The 18,574-nt window shown below is 35.9% G+C and carries 20 protein-coding genes and 1 pseudogene; 7 read left to right on the top strand and 14 right to left on the bottom strand.

Annotation, left to right across the window (positions count from 1 at the left end; genetic code table 11):
* Nucleotides 1-47: 47 nt before the first annotated feature.
* A complete protein-coding gene (locus FFM61_RS00370; protein WP_074426661.1) occupies nt 48-551 on the top strand; it encodes a YbhB/YbcL family Raf kinase inhibitor-like protein in 504 nt (167 codons plus the stop codon).
* 57 nt (nt 552-608) lie between these two features.
* Here FFM61_RS00370 and FFM61_RS00365 read toward each other — a convergent pair whose 3' ends face one another.
* The 3 genes and pseudogenes from FFM61_RS00365 to FFM61_RS00355 all read right to left on the bottom strand — a co-directional run bounded on the left by FFM61_RS00365 (nt 609) and on the right by FFM61_RS00355 (nt 2,942).
* Complete coding sequence (locus FFM61_RS00365) at nt 609-1,601, bottom strand: D-2-hydroxyacid dehydrogenase (RefSeq protein WP_074426662.1); 993 nt, start codon at nt 1,599-1,601, stop codon at nt 609-611.
* Between the two features lie 21 nt (nt 1,602-1,622).
* Nucleotides 1,623-2,797: pseudogene (locus FFM61_RS00360) on the bottom strand (aminotransferase class I/II-fold pyridoxal phosphate-dependent enzyme).
* A complete protein-coding gene (locus FFM61_RS00355; protein ID WP_137604581.1) occupies nt 2,751-2,942 on the bottom strand; it encodes a hypothetical protein in 192 nt (63 codons plus the stop codon). The pseudogene FFM61_RS00360 and the gene FFM61_RS00355 overlap by 47 nt, the downstream one beginning before the upstream one ends.
* A 274-nt stretch (nt 2,943-3,216) precedes the next feature.
* Here FFM61_RS00355 and FFM61_RS00350 point away from each other — a divergent pair, with 274 nt between their 5' ends.
* Nucleotides 3,217-3,813, top strand: a complete 597-nt coding sequence (locus tag FFM61_RS00350; RefSeq protein ID WP_074426663.1) for a sugar O-acetyltransferase — start codon at nt 3,217-3,219, stop codon at nt 3,811-3,813.
* Between the two features lie 91 nt (nt 3,814-3,904).
* On the opposite strand, the gene FFM61_RS00345 is transcribed toward FFM61_RS00350, so the two are convergent.
* From FFM61_RS00345 to FFM61_RS00335, 3 genes are all read right to left on the bottom strand, one after another.
* Nucleotides 3,905-4,510, bottom strand: coding sequence for a sugar O-acetyltransferase (locus tag FFM61_RS00345; protein ID WP_074426664.1), 606 nt, complete (start codon nt 4,508-4,510; stop codon nt 3,905-3,907).
* 137 nt (nt 4,511-4,647) lie between these two features.
* Nucleotides 4,648-5,745, bottom strand: coding sequence for an SLC13 family permease (locus FFM61_RS00340; RefSeq protein ID WP_074426665.1), 1,098 nt, complete (start codon nt 5,743-5,745; stop codon nt 4,648-4,650).
* Nucleotides 5,738-5,920, bottom strand: a complete 183-nt coding sequence (locus tag FFM61_RS00335; protein ID WP_074426666.1) for a hypothetical protein — start codon at nt 5,918-5,920, stop codon at nt 5,738-5,740. The genes FFM61_RS00340 and FFM61_RS00335 overlap by 8 nt, the downstream gene beginning before the upstream one ends.
* A 443-nt stretch (nt 5,921-6,363) precedes the next feature.
* Here FFM61_RS00335 and FFM61_RS00330 point away from each other — a divergent pair, with 443 nt between their 5' ends.
* Nucleotides 6,364-7,962: an APC family permease gene (locus FFM61_RS00330; RefSeq protein WP_074426667.1), complete on the top strand. Its 1,599-nt coding sequence runs from the start codon at nt 6,364-6,366 to the stop codon at nt 7,960-7,962.
* A gap of 38 nt (nt 7,963-8,000) precedes the next feature.
* Here the strand turns inward: FFM61_RS00330 and FFM61_RS00325 are convergent, their stop codons facing one another.
* Complete coding sequence (locus FFM61_RS00325) at nt 8,001-8,597, bottom strand: TVP38/TMEM64 family protein (protein WP_074426668.1); 597 nt, start codon at nt 8,595-8,597, stop codon at nt 8,001-8,003.
* Between the two features lie 140 nt (nt 8,598-8,737).
* Here FFM61_RS00325 and FFM61_RS00320 point away from each other — a divergent pair, with 140 nt between their 5' ends.
* The 3 genes from FFM61_RS00320 to FFM61_RS00310 all read left to right on the top strand — a co-directional run bounded on the left by FFM61_RS00320 (nt 8,738) and on the right by FFM61_RS00310 (nt 12,045).
* Nucleotides 8,738-9,700 carry a 2-hydroxyacid dehydrogenase family protein gene (locus FFM61_RS00320; RefSeq protein WP_074426669.1) on the top strand — a complete coding sequence of 321 codons (963 nt, stop codon included), beginning with the start codon at nt 8,738-8,740 and terminating at the stop codon, nt 9,698-9,700.
* A gap of 185 nt (nt 9,701-9,885) precedes the next feature.
* A complete protein-coding gene (locus FFM61_RS00315) occupies nt 9,886-11,034 on the top strand; it encodes an aminotransferase class I/II-fold pyridoxal phosphate-dependent enzyme (protein ID WP_074426670.1) in 1,149 nt (382 codons plus the stop codon).
* 15 nt (nt 11,035-11,049) lie between these two features.
* Nucleotides 11,050-12,045 (top strand): D-2-hydroxyacid dehydrogenase, encoded by a 996-nt coding sequence (locus tag FFM61_RS00310; protein WP_137604580.1) that lies wholly within the window; start codon nt 11,050-11,052, stop codon nt 12,043-12,045.
* Nucleotides 12,046-12,271: 226 nt separating this feature from the next.
* Here the strand turns inward: FFM61_RS00310 and FFM61_RS00305 are convergent, their stop codons facing one another.
* Nucleotides 12,272-13,579 carry an NCS2 family permease gene (locus FFM61_RS00305; RefSeq protein ID WP_074426671.1) on the bottom strand — a complete coding sequence of 436 codons (1,308 nt, stop codon included), beginning with the start codon at nt 13,577-13,579 and terminating at the stop codon, nt 12,272-12,274.
* A gap of 263 nt (nt 13,580-13,842) precedes the next feature.
* Between FFM61_RS00305 and FFM61_RS00300 the strand changes: the two genes are divergently transcribed.
* Nucleotides 13,843-14,523: a DUF6198 family protein gene (locus FFM61_RS00300; RefSeq protein ID WP_074426672.1), complete on the top strand. Its 681-nt coding sequence runs from the start codon at nt 13,843-13,845 to the stop codon at nt 14,521-14,523.
* Between the two features lie 169 nt (nt 14,524-14,692).
* On the opposite strand, the gene FFM61_RS00295 is transcribed toward FFM61_RS00300, so the two are convergent.
* The 6 genes from FFM61_RS00295 to FFM61_RS00270 all read right to left on the bottom strand — a co-directional run bounded on the left by FFM61_RS00295 (nt 14,693) and on the right by FFM61_RS00270 (nt 18,495).
* The gene (locus FFM61_RS00295) at nt 14,693-15,085 is read right to left on the bottom strand and encodes a MerR family transcriptional regulator (protein WP_074426673.1); all 393 of its coding nucleotides are present in this window, start codon (nt 15,083-15,085) and stop codon (nt 14,693-14,695) included.
* An 11-nt stretch (nt 15,086-15,096) separates the two neighbouring features.
* Nucleotides 15,097-15,951: an aldo/keto reductase gene (locus FFM61_RS00290; protein WP_074426674.1), complete on the bottom strand. Its 855-nt coding sequence runs from the start codon at nt 15,949-15,951 to the stop codon at nt 15,097-15,099.
* Between the two features lie 31 nt (nt 15,952-15,982).
* Entirely contained in the window at nt 15,983-16,498 is a 516-nt protein-coding gene (locus tag FFM61_RS00285; RefSeq protein WP_074426675.1) for a flavodoxin, read from the bottom strand.
* A gap of 195 nt (nt 16,499-16,693) precedes the next feature.
* A complete protein-coding gene (locus FFM61_RS00280) occupies nt 16,694-17,407 on the bottom strand; it encodes a hypothetical protein (protein ID WP_074426676.1) in 714 nt (237 codons plus the stop codon).
* Nucleotides 17,407-18,114 (bottom strand): ATP-binding cassette domain-containing protein, encoded by a 708-nt coding sequence (locus tag FFM61_RS00275; protein WP_074426677.1) that lies wholly within the window; start codon nt 18,112-18,114, stop codon nt 17,407-17,409. Before FFM61_RS00275 ends, FFM61_RS00280 begins: the two co-directional genes overlap by 1 nt.
* Nucleotides 18,115-18,123: 9 nt before the next feature.
* On the bottom strand, nt 18,124-18,495 hold the full coding sequence (locus tag FFM61_RS00270; protein ID WP_074426678.1) for a GntR family transcriptional regulator: 372 nt from the start codon (nt 18,493-18,495) through the stop codon (nt 18,124-18,126).
* Nucleotides 18,496-18,574: the final 79 nt, after the last annotated feature.

Here is an 18,574-nt window from a genome sequence, read left to right as displayed (position 1 = left end):
CAATCATGATAGATTGACTTTAGTAAATAAGGACGGAGGGTATTCTTATGAAAATTAATGTAGACCTAGATGATAATCATTTTTTACCTGATAAATATGCGAAATTTGCACCAGCGGAAAACCGACTAGATGATATACCTACGACTAACTTTCCAATTAAAGTGAATGACATACCAACTGGTACTCAGTCACTTGCAATTGTTTTTGTTGACTACGATTCAGTTCCAGTAGCAGGTTTTGTATGGATTCACTGGTTAGCTGCTAATTTACCTGTAGCGGATATTCCAGAGAATATCGCTCATAGTGACATTTCATACGTACCAGGAACCAATTCCAAGTATGCGCAATATCATCAAGATAACCCCACACTTACACAAGGATATGTTGGGCCAATGCCTCCTGATAAAACGCATGATTATACATTAAAAGTATTTGCGTTAGATGACCAATTAGACTTAACTCCTGGTTATTTTTTAAATGATTTCCGACGAGCTATCGACGGCCATGTATTGGCAGATGCTTCATTAGATTTACCTGCTCGTAGTCGCTAATGTTTCACATGAAACATAATAAAAAACCTAATCTCTTACGAGATTAGGTTTTTTATATCATCTAATTAAGTGATTACAATTACCATCTGTAATAATTGCTAAAGTATCATCTAAACTAATATCAACCATATTTTGTACAGCAATATTAGTATAAAAGCCAACATGTGGTGTAATAATAACATTATCAAATTCACGTAAACGAATTAAATTTTTATTAGGCAATGCTTTCCCACGTAAGTCAAAATTAAAGAATGTTTCTTCGCCAACCATGGTGTCTAACGCTGCACCAGCAATTTGCTTATTTGCCAATGCATCAATCAATGCGTCAGTATCCACAACTGGTCCTCGGCATTCATTTACTAAATAAGCAGTTGGTTTCATTAATGACAAAGCAGCTACATCAATTAAGTTTGCTGATGTTTCATTTAAATCAACATGTAAACAAATAACATCAGCTTGTTGCAAAACTTCTGGTAATGATTTAAACGTTAAAATATCATCTAAATCATGATTAGGTTTAATATCATAAGCTATAACATTTGCTACTAATGCATGAAATAAGCCTGCTGATGTCCCACCGATACGCCCCGCACCAATGATTCCGATCGTTAACGAATGAATTTCACTACCTTGTAACCCAGCCCAACGAAAATCTTGTTCACGCACACGTTGATCTACTAATTCTTGTTTCCTGATTAGGCGCATCGTGTGTGTTAAAGCTAATTCTGCCACTGAACGTGGAGAGTATGCTGGTACATTGCTGACCACTAAGTTGTTTTCCTTTGCAGCTGTTAAATCAATCACATCATATCCGGCTGTTCTTGTAGTAATCTGCTTAATACCTAATGCCTGCAGACGTGGATAAACATCTGCCTCAATTTGACTACGCTGTTGAATCACTAGACCATCATATCCTGCAACTAGTTCAACTGTATCTGAATGTAATTCAGCTTCTGACATGGTGATTTCAACATTCGGATGCCGTTGTGCCCACGCTACCATTGCAGCCCGTTCATCTGGCCGCACACTCATTAATAATATCTTTGTCATTTTTATTCTCCTAGTTTTAGATTATTCTGCCCGTTGTCGTTCAACATAATCCTTCAAATTAGTCATACCTTGCCTAATTTCAGCCATACTCGTTGCGTAACTCAAACGTAAGTAATGCTCACCCCCTGGGCCAAAATATGAACCGGGTACTGCGGCAACTAGCCCTTTTTCCGCTAAATCATAAGCAAATTTTTCATCATCTTGTTCTAAATCAGATGCAATTTTTGTATAAATGTAAAAAGCGACATTAGGTTTAATCGTTTCAAAACCTAGTTCGTTCAACGCTGTCAAAATATAATCACGACGGGCAACGTAAGCATCCTCATCGGTAACGCATCATCTTTTCCTGCCCCTAAAGCTGCTGCTGCTGCATCTTGCGTTACGGTTGCTGTACTCGTAATTGTAAATTGATGAATTTTACTTAATTCATTAATCAACGGTTGTGGTGCACACAACAACCCAATGCGCCAACCTGTCATCGCATGTGATTTGGAAACACCTGTTACCAAAATTGTTTGTTCCGGTAAATAATTACTCAATGATACATGTGGCTGATCGTAGTGTAATTCACTATAAATTTCATCACACAATGCAAAAATAGGCTTATCACGTAATACGTCTGCTAAAGCTTTTAACTCCTCTGATGAGTAAACGACGCCAGTTGGATTACTAGGGTAGTTCAAAACCACCATCTTAACACCATCACCTTCACGAGCCAGTGTTTCGGTTAATAATTCAGGAGTTAATTTAAATCCGGTCGCCGCTGTATTAACCAACACTGGCTGACCACCCGCTACGGTAACATCTGCAATATATAACGGAAATGTTGGTGTTGGAATAATCACTTTATCACCAGGATTTAAAACCGACACAATCGCTGTGTACAATGCTTCAGTCGCCCCTTGAGTCACAATAATTTCATCGGGTGTATAGTGTTGTCGATACTTACCTGCCAAAAATGTGCTAGCATTTTGACGTAATGTTAGCGTTCCGTTTGCCGGTGCATAGTGTGAGTGATCATCATCAATACTCTTAATTGCTGCCTGTTTAATATGATCTGGTGTATTAAAATCAGGCTCTCCTAGCGTAAAGTTAATAACGTTAGGAATTTGCTGTGCAAAATTTGCAAACGTCAGGATAGCCGATGCTTTAACGCCAGATAATTGTCGATTCAAATAATTTGTCATGTCCATTATGTTTTACCTCTTTGGTTATTTTCATTACAACAAGTGCTAATAATACAAAAAAGACCCGCCAGATAGAAATAATCCAGGGGCCGTCCATAACCAAATACAATTCCCCTACAGATTTTTCTAAACCTGTAGGATCTTTTAAAGCCATTTCAAATAGCTTTCATTTCCCACAGGTACAAACATGTGTTTCGTGTTTGCACCTGTATTAATGTGATGCAAACACTACATAAAGAAACGAAAGTAATAACGCCAACTATTTACTTGTGATATACGATGATTTTTCATAATATAACTCCTTGGGCTTTAATTGTATTCTCATAATAATCTAATCTAAAACCATTTGTCAACCTATTTATTATTATTTAGTCAGTAAATATAATTATGATATGCTAATTATACTTATAATTTTGGGAGAATATATCATGAATTTAGATGAAAAATTTGCCTATATGGCAACGGGCAAAACGTATAATGATTTGGATCCAATCTTAGTTGCCGAACGAAATCGTTCCACTGAGCTAACGAATGAACTCAATCAAGAAGCTGATTCTGCAAAAAAAGAACAATTAATCCGCCATTTATTTGGTAGCGCTGGTCTTGCCCCTGAAGTTAAGCCTAATTTTCGTTGTGAATTTGGTCGCAACATCCATGTAGGTGACCACTTCTACGCTAACTACGATGCTGTAATTCTTGATGGTGCCAAAGTAACAATTGGGGATCGTGTCTTGTTTGGTCCGAAGGTTGGCTTATATACTAGTAACCACTCTTTTGATGCACGTGAACGTGAAATTGGTGGTTGCATCGCAAAACCAATTTCCATTGGCAATCGTTGCTGGTTAGCTGCTAACGTTACTGTCTTACCAGGCGTCACCATTGGAAATGATGTCATCATTGGTGCCGGTAGCGTTGTGACCCATGATATTCCAAATAATGTCGTGGCAGTTGGTAACCCCTGCCACGTTCTACGAAAAATTACTGATGCCGATAAAACTGGCTTTGTTGGCAACGATTTTATTTAAATCACCATAATAAAAAAGTAGTAAATTGATGATAAATCGAGCAATTTACTACTTTTTTCACGCTAGATCACTTTTATTTCCCAACGCTTTATCATTCATGACGAATTGGTTTAGCAGGATTACCTGCAACAACTGTATCGCTAGGTATATCATGCGTTACAACACTCCCAGCACCGACAACGACATTATCCCCAATTGTCACGCCCGGTAACACAATTACCGAACCACCAAACCAACAATCATCGCCGATTGTGATCGGCAAATCATACTGCCAACCAGCCCGTCGTAACACTTTATTTCGTGGATGATGATTAGGCGTGTATAACTGTGTATTGGGTCCTAAGAAACAATTTTTCCCAATTGTAACTTTACCAGCACTTAAAATAGTAAAATTCAAATTGATAAAAGTTCCTGCACCAATATACAAATTATTTGGGTGTTCAATATTAGTTATTGGAAAATAAAACTCAACATCATCGGCTATATTTGGTGCTAACGCATGTATTTGGCGCAATGCCTCTTGCGTATCAGTAACAGCTGTCTGATTGATTCGTTGAATCGCTTGTGTACTTGCCTTAACAATCGCTTGTATCTGCGGTTCTTTGGCATATTGATACCAATCTCCATCAGCTACTTTTGCAAATATATCCTTTTTTGCTAAAGTTTCAATATCTGGCTCATCTAATTTTTTCTGCATTTCTTTCTCCGACTCATTAAAAAGCCAAAATCTCCTCTTAATTATACCTTTTTTATGATCAATTTAATACCACTATCGCCTTTTGGCATATAAAAAAGGACTTGATGTCATCATCAAATCCTTACTGTTTGTATTAATTAAATGCCGAATAACACTAGTAACACGACTGCCATAACAAAGTTTAATACCATAAACAATCGCAAAAAAGCAGCTGATGAATCTGGTTCAATTTGGCGATAAACACGATAACCAATTAAATTAGCCATCGATGCAATCATCGTTCCCAACCCACCGATATTTGTTCCTAAGAATAATTCATGTGCGTGCTCTGTAAATGTTGAAATCAAAATGGTTGACGGTACATTTGAAATCACTTGACTCAACAGAAAACTCCCAAACAACACATGTGATGGTGTATCAAATAATGAACTAACTAAATCCTGTACGATATGTATGTTTGCTAAATTATTTGTGGCAACAAAAAAGAAAAAGAATGTTGTCAATAAGCCATAATCAACCATTTTAAATATTTTGTGATTATAAATGAAGAATATAATTAGCATGATTGGGACAACAATATTAAATGGTAACCAACCAAAAATTGTTACAATCAAGATAATTCCAGTAATAATCAAAAACGTCAATGAGCGACTTTCAATATGTTCTGCCGGTTGTAAATTAATTGATAATGGTGTTGATTTAATAAATCTTGTAATAATAAACATCAAAATCAATGATGCAACCGTCAAAGCACCTGACCATTTAAAGAATTCACCAACGCTAACACCATAGTGTCCAAATAGATATAAGTTTTGTGACTTACCAAATGGGAACAAAATCGCTCCCGAATTGGCAGCCATAATAATTAAAGTCGATCCAATAATTTTTAATTGATTAGATAATTCAGATGCTAAGCGCAAATAAATTGGCATCAGCGTTAAGATTGCAATATCATTCGACAATAACATTGCGCCGAAAAATGATAGTAACGTCACACTGGTCATTAACGCTCGTGTATGATGACTTCTACTAACTAACCAAACGGATACAGCGTGTAACACACCTGCATTTTCTAGTAAACTTACCCAAATCATCATCGTTGTTAAACTAAAAATGGTATGCCAGTTAACAGCACCAAAGTCTGGTACCACAAAAAAAGACGTTATGACCGCCAAAGACATACTAACAGTAAACATGATGTCATTTTTGAGGTACGTAAAAATACGATTAACCATGCAGTTTCTTCTCTTCCTCAATTGCCTTACCATTAGCATTTGCTAGCCTAATTATTTCATATGATTTAGCTGCCATTAAAGATGTTATACCAGCTGATAATGTCATAGCTGGAATTAATAGTATGGCTAACTTTGATGTTGTGATTGTCTCATCAAGACGATTTTTAAAAATCACGGCTGTTCTCCTTAATCAGATGCTCAAAAAATAATACAGACACAGGTTACATTATCGAAAAATATAGACTATTACGCAACAAAATTCTTGTAACATAAGGTCAACTAATCATTAAAATACAGCCATATTATTTACAAAATTCAAATACTCTTAACATTAAACCGTTTAAAGTTCGGCATTAAGCGAACTTTCGTAACATACATCAACTTATTCGTTAATAATTTGCTTGTAATAATCTTTACAATCAATTTGTGTTTTATTTATGGTATATCTGCAAAATATATTGAATTGCTGTATTGTTTTTTAAGCGCTTTCGTATATTAATAAATTGATAAATATTTATTATGTATTAATTTAAAAGACAAAGTCATATGTATTTTTTCGTAATTTGGTATTATTTCATAAATTTGTTACAATAGTGGCTATTGTTAGAAGGAGGACTTATGAAGTCAAAGAAAACAAAGAAGATTGGCTTATTTCAACTTGTGATGCTGACTCTTGGATCACTAATTGGTTCAGGTTGGCTATTTGGGTCTTGGGAGGCAACCCGTGTTGCTGGACCAGCAGCAATCATTTCATGGGTGATTGGTGGTTTAGTTATCGCTGCAATCGCCTATAACTATATTGAGTTAGGAACCATGTTTCCTGAGGCTGGGGGGATGAGCCGTTATGCTCAATACTCACACGGCCCCTTACTAGGATTCATCTCTTCCTGGTCAAACTGGGTATCTTTGATTGCGCTAATTCCAATCGAAGCCGTTGCAGCTGTTCAATATATGAGTTCATGGCCTTGGTCATGGGCTAATTGGACAAAACAATTTTTTAGTAACGGTGAAATTACAACGTCAGGACTATTGCTAGTTTTTGCTTTCATGTTTGTATTTACTCTAATTAATTTTTGGTCTGTGACATTATTAACGCGCTTTACTAATTTCATTTCAATTTTTAAAATTGGTATTCCAGCGATTACAATTATCATGTTGACACTTTCAAGTTTTCATACGGGTAACTATGGTCATTCAATACAAGAATTTATGCCATATGGCTCTGCTCCTATTTTCTCAGCGACGGCAACGGCAGGAATTATCTTCTCGTTTAATGCCTTTCAAACTGTGATTAATATGGGAAGTGAAATTAAAGACACTAAGAAAAATGTCAAACGCGGTATTTTCTTATCGTTACTAATCAGTGGTGTGATTTATGTCCTTATTCAAAGTGCATTTATCACCGCTATTGATCCAGCAACCTTAGCAAAATATGGTTGGCATGGTATTAATTTTAGTTCACCATTTGCCGATTTGGCTATTTTATTAGGTATTCATTGGTTATCTGTTCTATTATACTTAGATGCCTTTGTCTCACCCGTTGGAACTGGCGTGTCTTTCGCCGCCTCTACTGGGCGTGTCCTTTTCGCTATGGAAAGTAATAAACACATCCCTAGCTTTTTAGGTAAGCTTAGTGGTAAATTCCAAATGCCACACGCTGCGATGTTAACGAATTTTGTTATCAGTATGCTAATGGTTTCAGTGTTCCGTTCTTGGTCAACACTAGCAACTGTTATCTGTGCCTCAACGTTAATTGCTTACTTAACGGGTCCAGTTACAACCGTTGCGTTTAGACGTTTAGGCCCTGATTTCAAACGTCCTGTTAAGTTACGTTTCCTATCAATTATGGCCCCCGTAGCTTTCGTATTAGCCTCACTGGCCATTTATTGGTCAATGTGGCCCACTACAGTAGAAGTTATCATCGTCATCATGTTAGGACTACCAATCTACTTTTATTATGAATATAAAGCCAAGCACAACGATACGCTTAAAGCTTTCAAATCAGCTTTGTGGTTAATCGTTTATCTGATCTTTATTTCAATCATTTCATTCATTGGTAGCCATGAATTCAATGGTATTAACTGGATTCATTATCCTTGGGATTTTGTTGTCATTATTGTTATCTCATTAGGTTTCTACTACTGGGGTGTCAAAAGTGCCAAAGTATTCCCTGATTATTACCAAGCTGAAAAATTAAATCAAACAGTTAAAGAATAAATAATAAAAAGAGGTTGGAAAAATATTCCAACCTCTTTTTAACTACCCAATATTCGTAATAACCAATCTGCACCATACAACATCCCCAAACTATATATAAAAATAGAAAGTGGTTTACCAATTAGTAAAATGAACGTAAATTCACGCCAAGTCATCTTAGTTAAACTTGTCAGTAGTACCAAAGCATCATCTGGTGCTACCGGCGAAAAGATTAGTAGTGCAAATGTCCAATGCCATCCTTTAGAATCTAAACGCCCAATATATTTATTGAGTGTGTCTTCACTGACAAATATATCGATTATCCGTCGCCCATAACGTCGTCCCAACCAAAAAAGAATCATTGACCCCAAAACAATCCCCACATAGTTATATACAAATCCTAACCAAGGCCCAAACATCACCACGCCCGCAGCTAGTGAAACACCCCCTGGTAAAATCGGTACCACAACTTGGATAATTTGCACAAAGATAAATATAATAGGCGCCCAGATACCATACTTTTTCAAAATATTAATCAAAGTATCCGTATCATTAAACATCCCAATTTGATATAAACGAACAATTAACCAACCTAATAAAATTAGCATCAGCACTGATAATATTTTTATTAAGAGTCGTATATAACGCTTGTTCATGACATCCCCCAAATGTATTTTAAAAATTATTGTAGCTAAATATTACTAAAAAATCCAGAGAATCAACGGATAACTTATTTGAAGTTTCAGGTAAATAACGAGATAATGTAAGCGTAGCCAAAAACATAAAGGAGACTATCATGAGTAAGGTTTATTTATCAGCAAAGTTACCTAAAATTGCCACCCAAAAATTAATTGATGCTGGCTTTGAAGTCACTGTATATGACGGGACAAAACTCATTTCACACGATACGCTATTACAAAACGTTAAAGATATTGATTTTTTGATCACACCACTTTCTACTAAAGTTGACCATGATATCATCGATGCTGCGCCAAAGCTAAAATTAATTGCTAATTTTGGTGCTGGTTTTAACAACATTGATACGGCTTACGCTAAAGAAAAAGGAATCGTTGTTACTAACACACCAAAAGTGTCGACTAATGCTGTTTCTGAAGTCGCAATCGGGCTTATTTTAGCACTTAGCCACCGAATTGTTGAAGGTGACAAAAAAATGCGTCGCGAAGGTTTTCCTGGTTGGGCACCTTTGTACTTTTTAGGTCATGAAATCGCTGGCCAAACCTTAGGAATTGTTGGCTTAGGGAATATTGGCCGTGACATTGCTCGTAAGGCAAATGCTTTGGGGATGCACGTTCAATACTATAAACGTAATCCACTATCTGATCCTGAAGAACGCTCAGAAAAGGTTACTTATGCATCTTTAAATACATTAATATCAACAAGTGATTTTATTGTCATTAGCGCGCCACAGACTGATGAAAATTATCATCAATTTAACATGAGCGCTTTTAAAGCAATGAAGTCCACAGCTGCCATTATTAATGTCGGTCGTGGCCCAATTATTGATGAAACTGCTTTATTAGAAGCACTTAACAATGATGAAATTGCTGGGGCTGCTTTAGACGTTTATGAAAACGAACCTGATGTGAACGATGGTTTGAAATTATTAAAGAACGTCATCTTAACACCCCACATTGGCAACGCTTCTGTGGAGGCTCGTGACGCAATGGCCAACATTGTCGCTGACAATATTATTTTGGTTGAACAAGAAGAAAATGCTAACTTTATTGTAAATCCTTAAGTTATCCTAAATTAACGAATAATTTACCTTAATAACGATAAAAAAGCCGCTGACACAGATGTTATGCGGTTTTTATTGTTTTTCATGTCAGACACAATAAACCATCCCCATATAACATGCTCTGTACATCAGTCATAATACATGTATAATAACATTAAAATAAAATGAGAAAGCAAGGTGTTCAAATGCCACGTAGTCTAGCTAATTTATTTAGTAAACCATCAGAAAATATTATGTCAGAAATTGGCAAAACAGCTGCCTTAATGACAAATGTTATTGATTTATCAATTGGGGATCCCGATATGGTAACTGCTACCCCCATACTAACTGCTGCTAAAGATAGTTTGACCGCCGGTAATACCCATTATTCAGCTAGTGATGGCGATGTCGAATACTTGAAAGCAATCATTGCTTTTTATCAAGAAAAATTTGGTTTATCTTACACAAAAGAAAATGTTCGTGCTACGGTTGGGGCCGGTCACGCAACATTTTTAGCTTTTGGGTCAATCATTAACCCTAATGATGAAGTCATCATCTTTGAACCCTACTTTTCACCGTATAAAACGCAAGTGGAAGCTAATGGTGGTAAAGCTATCATCGTTACTTGTGAGGCTAAAAACGGTTTCCAACCAACTAAAGAAGCGATTACGGCAGCAATTAGCGATAAAACAAAAGCAATCTTGGTCAACACACCTAATAACCCGACCGGTGCTGTTTATGATCAAGAATTACTGCAAGTACTAGCTGACCTTGCTAAAGAGCATGACTTCTATTTGATTGCTGACGAAGTTTACTGGCCATTTGTCTATGGCGATCACGAATTTACCCCACTTGAAAAACTTGCGCCAAACCACACTTTGGTCACAGGGTCATTATCCAAAGTTTTTGCTATGACTGGTTTTCGGATTGGTTACTTAGCAGGTCCTGCTGATATCATTGACGCTGCTGGTTTATTAAATGAAGGCATTACATTTTCTGCACCTAGTATTTCGCAAACAGCTGGTACTTATGCTTTAAATCATATTGATGATTTTACACCTGCACTTAAGGAAGAATTCGGTAATCGTCTAAATTATGTCGCCACTGCTTTAAACAAGTTACCCTGGCTAAATATATTACCTGTTGCTGGGAGTATTTACCTCTTTGCTGACATTTCAGCCAGTGGTATGGATGATGTCACCTTCAGTAACTATTTGCTAGACAAAGTAGGTGTCTTAGTTATTCCTGGTCGAGCATTTGGGGATGCTGGTCGTGGCTACATTCGTATTGCTGTTACACAAGATATGGCAACCCTAGCTGCTGCTGTCCGTGCTTTTGAAAAACTCACTTTTTAAATAGAGGAAATGCTAATGATCAAAATTTTAATGTATAACATCATGGATGATGAAAAAATTGTCGTTACCGAATGGTTAACCCATCATCATGATGTCCAAATTGATTGGAATACCGTCACCCTAAATCCAGATACGGTTGATTTGGCTAAAGGGTATGACGGTATTTCAACTGAGCAAGACAATCTCATTGATGATCCCATCGTATATGAAAAATTACATGCATTTGGGATTAAACAAATCACGCTTCGTATTACTGGATATGACACCATTAATTTATCATTGGCAACGCAAAATAATTTAAAAATCACCAATGTACCTGCTTATTCACCACGTTCAGTCTCTGAAATGGTCTTAGCCCAAACCATGTGGTTATTACGTAACTTGAATACAGCACAACAACGTACCCAAAATCATGATTTTACCTGGGAAGGTCTGCAATCTCGTGAGATCCATGATTTAATCGTTGGTATTATCGGTGCCGGTAAAATTGGTAGTGAAGTGGCCCGTATTTTCAAAGCACTTGGTGCAACAGTTATTGCCGCCGACCCTATCCATCGACCTGAATTAAACAGTGTTTTAACATACGTTAATCATGAAACCATTTTCAAAACTGCTGATATTATTACAACCCATACACCATTACTTGATAGCACCTATCACCTATTTGATGAATCTGTTTTTCAACAAATGAAGCCTAGCGCTATTTTTATTAACGCTTCACGTGGTGGCGTTGTGGATACACCTGCATTGATTGCTGCTTTGAATAATCACACGATTGCCGCCGCTGGATTAGACACAATAGAAGGTGAAGCAGACATTTTCAGCAATGATTTTTCTGACAATGATTTTGATAATGATGATCTCAAAACTATTTTGGCAATGCCTAACGCAATTATTACGCCACATATTGGTTTTTATACAGATAATGCCATTCGCAATATGGTCGAAATTTCATTACATGATATGCTAACAATCATTGCTGGAAAAACTAGTGAACATGAATTAAATTAGTCATATAGTACCTTTTATTAGTCATGGTTTAGCTTACCTTGTATAATGTAATTATTGATAAGAAAGACTATTCTATGTATCAACCACTAAGCGGTCGCACTACCCGTTTAGTGGTTTTTTGATAAGTTAGATACGACATTTATTGTGGACTGCAAAAAACAAAAAAACGATATGCATCTTCTAAACAAAGACGCATATCGTTTTTTAAATGTTTCACATGAAACTTTTATCCATTTGTTTGTAGAATAATAACAAATAAAATGAATAACAGACCTAGTCCATACATAATTGGATGAACTTTTTTAGCACGACCAGTAACAATCATCAACAATGGATAAACAATAAATCCAAGAGCAATACCATCAGAAATTGAATATGATAATGGCATACCAATAATCGTTAAGAATGATGCAGCAGCAATTGGGAAATCATCCCAGTTAATTGCCTTAAAATTACTTGCCATTAATACACCAACAATAATCAAAGCTGCTGCTGTAACGTTAGATGTCACAACAACTAATAGTGGTGAGAAGAATAATGACAATAATAGGAACAATCCTGTAAAGACTGAAGTTAGTCCTGTACGACCACCAACAGCAATTCCTGTAGATGACTCAACAAATGCTGTTGTTGGTGAAGTTCCTAGTAGTGAACCACCCAACATTCCAATTGCATCAGCCATCAATGCTTTACCTGCACGAGGCAATTCATTGTTAACTAAGAAACCACCTGAACGGGCAATTCCAATCAATGAACCAGCTGTATCAAAGAAAGCAACTAACAAAAATGTTAAGATAACTGGTACCATTTCCCAGGTAAACACATCTTTCAATCCAAAGACTGCTTGACCAAAGGTTGGTGATAAGCTTGGCACACTAGAAACTAGTGATGAAGGCATTGGAATCAAACCAGTAAATAAACCAATAATTGATGTTGCCACCATTCCAATAAAGATAGCTCCTGGAACTTTTCGAGCGTATAGTGCAAAAGTAATTAGCACACCAACAATGGTTAGCAACACTTTCGGATCACTCCAATCACCCCAACCAATAATTGTTGATTTATTAGCAGAAATAATACCACCATCAACCAAACCAATCATGGCAATGAACAAACCAATACCACCTGCAATCGCAGCTTTCAAATCGGCTGGAATCGCATTAATGATAATCTCACGGATTTTAAAGACTGTTAAGATCCAGAAAATCACACCGGCAACAAACACACCAGCTAAAGCGGTTTGCCATTTAACACCCATACCGATAACGACACTATAAGCAAAAAAAGCGTTAATACCTAGGCCGGGAGCAATCGCAAATGGATACTTTGCAACAACACCCATAAAGATAGTGGCAATAGCACCAATTAGTCCTGTTGCAACAAAGACAGCATTTTTGTCCATCCCCGTTGCGCCAAGAACTGAAGGGTTAACGAATAAAATATAAGCCATTGATAGAAACGTTGTTAAACCAGCAAGTAACTCTGTTTTAACAGATGTTCCAGATTCAGAAAGCTTGAAATAACGTTCAAACATAAAACCAGACCCCTTAATACATAATTCAATTTTTTAAACAACTTTCCTATTGTATTATAATTAGTCATTAAAAATCAAAGTTTATCTTATTTTTTTCGTAAACAACTTATTTCACCCAACAAAAAGCGAACTTTATTTCGCTTTTTCCGAACGTTAATGCATTTGGTGTCATTAGTTAAATAATTAACTTCAAATCCATCAGTCAGTCCTAGTAAAGTTTGTTAGAATGAAAAAAGAACTTATTTAATATTTAGGGGTATTTTATGTATAACAATCATGGGCAATTAAGAAAATTATCTTCAGCTGAACTTAGTATTTATTTTATTGCAGGTTTAGTTTTTAACGCTTTTGGTAACGGGATTACCGTTGCAACTAACATGGGATCAGCACCTTGGACTGCATCCGCCGCTAACCTTGCTAATGTTACTGGTATATCAATCAGTATTTTTTTATTAATTTACGGCGTTATTGCCACCATCGTAACCTGCGCATTACAGCGGGCAATTGATTGGGCCCATATTTTCGGTAATCTATTATTTTTAATCGCTTTTAGTAGTGTTATTGGTATTGTTTCAACGCATTTTTCTTCATTACAACATTTACCACTAGTATGGCGTATTGTTATTGACTTCATTGGTATCATCTTCATCGCCATGGGGGTTTCCATAACCCAACGTCTGCAGTTTATTTTGCATCCAATGGACGATTTGACTAACCTCACCCGCTTTATGTTTTTCAAGGGTAATGCTGCTATCTCGCAAACTTTCAATTTTTCATTTCCCATGGTTATTTCGCTGATTGTGTGGTTAGCTTCTGGCGAAATCGTGGCATTAAATATCGGTACCCTCTTTTCATTCTTCTTCCAAGGATTATTCGTTGGTTACGCTGATCGCTTTATATTTAGTCATTTAGATCATAAATTAACACACATTGGTGCAATTTGATTGAATAACATTTTACCGCAAATGAGTACCCAAAAATTTTGTTTTTGGGTATTTTTTTATGACTAAATTTGCTAAACGACGTAATCAAAAAATAAACACGAAAAAAGAACACATCTATCAACAACATGTTCTTTTTGGCAAAAGTTTTTAAGTGACAACTTTCATATATTTAATTGTTATTTTCTAATTCATGAAGTTCTTCTTCAGTTCTCTTCATGTGATCATCGTAGTGAGCTAATTTATATTCTAAATGCGCAATAGCAAAATCAATATCATCTTTCCGTTCCTGCATAGCATTAATTTGCTCACGCAGAATTTTCTTTTGCTTTTCGGTATTATCCTCAGCATCATCAACTAAATCAGTATATTCTTTCAGTGCCTTAATTGACATACCGGCATCACGCATTTGTTTAGCAAAATTGATACGACGAATAATCCTTTCATCAATATCACGATTGCCAACATTATTACGGGTAATCTTTGGAATTAATCCTTCTTTTTCATAATACCTAATTGTATCAGTAGATACGCCAGTTTTTTCACTCGCTTCTTTCACATTCATTGTTTTTCGCCTTATTTTTCAACTTTACGGTGAGCCATCCAAGTAATCATATCAGGATCCTCATGTGAGAAAAATTGGCTTTCACCAGTATCTAATTGTGCAATTGTAGCCATCTCTTCATTAGTCAATTCAAAATTTAATACATTTAGATTTTGAGCCATACGTTCTGGCTTAGTTGACTTAGAAACCGGTACGATACCACGTTGTACTATCCAGTGTAGCACAACTTGTGCAATTGACTTACCATGATTATCTGCAATTTTTTGAAGTTTTTCATTAGTAAATAGCTCATTTTTTCCTTCGGCAAATGGTGCCCACGCTTCTACTTTAACACCATAATTTTTTAGATATGCTACGGCTTCAGTATTCTGATTAAATGGATTAACTTCAATTTGGTTAATATCAGGTTTTACACCACTAAATTCCGCCAAATTAGTAATTTGAGCAATTGAAAAATTAGAAACACCAATAGACTTAATTAACCCGGCTTCTTTTGCTTCGTTCATTGCACGCCATGAACCAAAAATATCACCATAAGGTTGGTGAATTAAAAACAAATCCAGGTAATTAAGTTGCAATCTTTCAAGCGAATCCTTAATAGCTTGTCTCGTAGCTTCATAACCTGTGTCATCCACCCAAAGTTTTGAAGTAATCAATAAATCTTCACGAGCTACATTCGATGCTTTAATTGCTTCACCCACTGCATGTTCATTGCCATAACTAGCAGCAGTATCAATTAAACGATAACCTTGATCAATCGCATCAAGTACAGCTTGTTTTGCTTCGTTTTGATCAGTTATTTGATAAACACCAAAGCCTAGATTTGGTATTTCTGTTTGTTCATTTAATTTTACTGAATTATTCATTTTAACATCCTCCTCATTTAATCAATCCGTATTATTTATAATTTTGTTTTACCCATTTATCTAATTGCACTAATATACTATCTCTATAGCTACCTTTAATTGTAAATAAAATGCCCTTACTTTCTTCACCACCTTTTGTGTAAAACCCTGGTGTTATCTTTGCATCGTTAATATTGGCTTCAATTTGATTAAAAGTGCTGCCCACGCCATACCCACCATTGGTATTAAATGGCAAAATAACCTTTCCAGAAAAATCATATTCTTTTAAAAACGAAACCATCGCCTGTGGTAAAGCCATATTCCAAGTAGGTGTGCCAATGAAAACATTTTGATACTCATCAAAGTTATCAATTTTAGTCGCAATTTCAGGCAGAAAATGCGTTTCTTGTTCTAACTGATTTTTAGCAACTTCTTCTCGATAATTAGTAGGACGACGTTCGCGTGTTTCTATACGTATAAGGTCGCCACCAACCATAGCTTGAATTAATTCAGCAACCTCTTTCGTATTACCCGATCGCGAATAAAATACAATAAGTGTTTTTGTCATATACGAAATTTCCTTTCTAAATTAAATATTGCCTTTTATAGATCATCATTACTCGAAGTATATACCTTAGAGTTAACTCCAAAGCAACAAAAAAGACATGCTAATCATTAACATGTCTTTTTTGATATTCAAATTTTGATGACCTAAACTAACTCTAAAAACAGGCCTTTATAAAATGCGATCTTGCTTAATGAGTTATTTTGCTTCATTGTGATATCTCAACAAATACCAAATTAACCCTAGCATACCAATATCAGCAATAATATCTACAATCCAGCTATCAGGTACCCATGATAAGCCATAACCCAGAATAAAAATCATTAAAATTAGACCAAATATTTTTGCGCGTTGTTGCCATTTATCACTCACGAAACCCATTAACCAGTTATTCGTTACCACCGCTAAATTCACAAATAAATATAATGAAATTATACCATCAAAAAAAGCGCCGACATGATATATCGTAACAGAGGTTAAGATATCCATAATCTCATCATGATAGTTTGAATTCATCAACCATTCTAATCCCAAAAAAACAATACCCGTAACCATCATGGCAAAAATATTCACAATAAACCGACCAACCAGATTCCAAATCACCAATTGATCAATACGTGCTGGTAACAAAACATATTTTGATTTATTCCATGATTTAGCAGATGAAATAAACATCCGCGCACCTAAAACTAAAGCGATCAAAAAGGCTAAAACACCTTCAAATATAATAACGCGATCTTTAAATGCAGTAATTTTCCCACCATCAGCCATTAACGTATTATGGGGTACAAAGGGTAATAATTGCCAAATAATAATCAGTATTGCGACCACTGCACCAATACCAGTAATAAACAACGCATGATTCATTGAATCTTTAGCAAAAATTTTAAAGAGCCGTGTATTTTTTAACATTATTCGCGCCCCCCATTATCCTCAATATATAGTTGCGTATAGTATTGTTCTAACGACAAGCCCTCTGTTTGGCGAATATCTTCAACAGATTGATAAGCCAACAAGCGGCCATCTTTTAGAATAAGTGCATCATCAACTAAACTCTCAATTTCTTGAATATAATGTGTTGATACCAATACAGTCGCATCTTCTGGTAACCAGTGTAACAATGATTGCATAATTTTTTTGCGTGCTAATACGTCAACGCCCCCAAAAGGTTCATCTAATAAATAAACTGATGTGTCTCGTGAAATAGTCAAGGCAATCAATAATTTTTCAATCGTTCCAGTAGATAATTTGGCAATGCGCTGACTATGATCAATACGCATAAATTTAATTAATTCTGCCATACGCCCTTCATTAAAATCCGGATATCCCATTTTAAAATAGGCCACAACATCACTCACACGATCATAATTGTTAGTCCAGCTCAACGTTGAAACATATGACAATTTCAACTTAATCGTTGCACCCATAACACCATCAATCATAATGTCTGAATGTGGATTAGGTTCAATCAAGCCGGCAATTAATCGCATTAACGTTGTTTTCCCAACGCCATTTTCACCTAATAAAGCCACAGTACGATTTTCTGGAATAGTAAAGCTTAGGCCTCGTAGTATAACATGCCGGTTTTTTGTATAATGTAAATTATTTACCTGTAACATTATGCCTCCCTATAATTGTGTTTCTTCATATTTAGCAATAGCATGCGCAACTAGTTCAGGTATTTCACTAATTTGCGCAACGTGTATCACATTATCAATATATTGTTTGGTTATATCAATTTTTTTATCTGCTCTTATAATGCTAATTTTCGTCGGATCTTCAGTAACAAAATTACCTTGCCCACGTTTTGTAACAACTAAGCCATTTTCAACTAATTGGTTAATCGCGTTTTGCACAGTTCGTGTACTAACAATTAGTGTTACTGCTAAATCACGTACCCCCGGTATCTTACGACCAGCTTGATACGTACCTGCCATAATTTGTTGTTCTAGCCAAGTTGCAACTTGTAAATAAATCGGTTGATTCGAACTAAATTCCATGTTAGCTCCTTTCAGTGTCGCACTGTTATACTACACTAAAACAATATTAACTGTCAACTTGGCACTATATCGATAAATA

This window comes from Weissella hellenica, from assembly GCF_005405545.1.
Classification (GTDB): domain Bacteria; phylum Bacillota; class Bacilli; order Lactobacillales; family Lactobacillaceae; genus Weissella; species Weissella hellenica.
This window is presented reverse-complemented; position numbering and strand designations above follow the sequence as displayed.